Raw genomic sequence first — 1,230 nt, 5'->3', positions numbered from 1 at the left:
GATTGATTTGCACCCTGAGTATGAATCTGAACTCAGATGTATCCACCACAGGTCAGTCGGAATAGGCATGCTGGGGATGCGTGATTGTAAAAGAGCCCGCATGCATTTTATAAAAGCTGCCTGTTACAGGCAGAGAGATTATAAGGTATGGGTCGGTCTGCTGCTTGCAACTATGCCCCGCCCGGTATTGGATTTAATAATAAAAACAAAAAAGAGGTACATAAAAAGACCATTGTTTTAGGGGAAACAGGGGGACGTTCTTTTTGTTTCACTGCATTTTTTCAACTGCTATCAGCTCTTCTGACGACGGATAAGTATAAACAACTTGAAATAATGAGGAAGCGGGGGGAGGTCCTTCTAAATGGGGACGATTCCTCCCGCTTCTTTTTTTAATGGATTTTATGGGTTAATAAGCGGGCAACTGTTAAATCGGAAGGCAATTGATAGAATATACTATCTCTTCTGACTATAGAAAAGGTTAATTTTACATGATACGCTTTCATAAGTTTGCAAACTTAAATTAATAAAAGTATATGTATCAACAGTGCGCTGGCTGCTTCATCAGGAAACAAACAATAGGGGGGTATTTAATGCAAGAACTCATAATAAAACGGACCTTTAAAGGGCAGCTGACCACCGGTTTGGCCGCCGGGGTTCTTTGCTTTGTTCTAGCTTGTGTATTCTGGCCGCTGTGGTCAACGCTTTTCAAATCTATCTTTAGCGTTTTGGCTGCTCCAGGGCTGGCAGCGGCAGATCCGCAGATGGCGGGTAAGTTAATAGGTGTAATGGTGGAAGGCAGCTTTTTTTGGATGGTGATCAATCCCTGGATCTGGCTGACTTTAATTATGGGCAACTATGGCAAGACAATATTTACCTCAAAACAGCCCCATGCTGGTCTTTGGTATACTATTGCGGCCTGGTTTGCCGGCATTATAGCGTTCTTTGTGATCATCGGTTTTCTTGGTATCTGGTGGAAACCGTTTAGTCTGGCTCTGATGTTTACACCCAAGACAGCCGAGGAGGTGCAGTTGGCCTTTGAGGGCTGGGAAGTCGCAAATTTCTTTGCCTTGCCTGTAATCATGGCTCAAATTCCTTTTGTATCATTGTTTCAGAAATGGCCTTTTGCCGGCACCTCAAAACAACCGACTGAAGGTTTGGGCGTTTTGTTCTTTAGTACCCTGGTTGTTGTTTTAGTATGGATGGCAACAATTCTGCCAAGTTTCTGGAAGT

General features: G+C 43.4%; 2 protein-coding genes. Both read left to right on the top strand.

Annotation, left to right across the window (positions count from 1 at the left end):
• Window positions 1-241: hypothetical protein (locus tag NC238_05380; protein MCM1565371.1), on the top strand; the 241-nt coding region annotated here is incomplete at its 5' end.
• A 349-nt stretch (window positions 242-590) separates the two neighbouring features.
• The coding region (locus NC238_05375; protein ID MCM1565370.1) for a hypothetical protein at window positions 591-1,230 on the top strand (640 nt) is incomplete at its 3' end.

This window comes from Dehalobacter sp. (genome assembly GCA_023667845.1).
Lineage (GTDB): Bacteria > Bacillota > Desulfitobacteriia > Desulfitobacteriales > Syntrophobotulaceae > Dehalobacter.
Note: the sequence above shows the minus strand (reverse complement) of the source record. Positions and strands in the feature narration are given on the sequence as shown.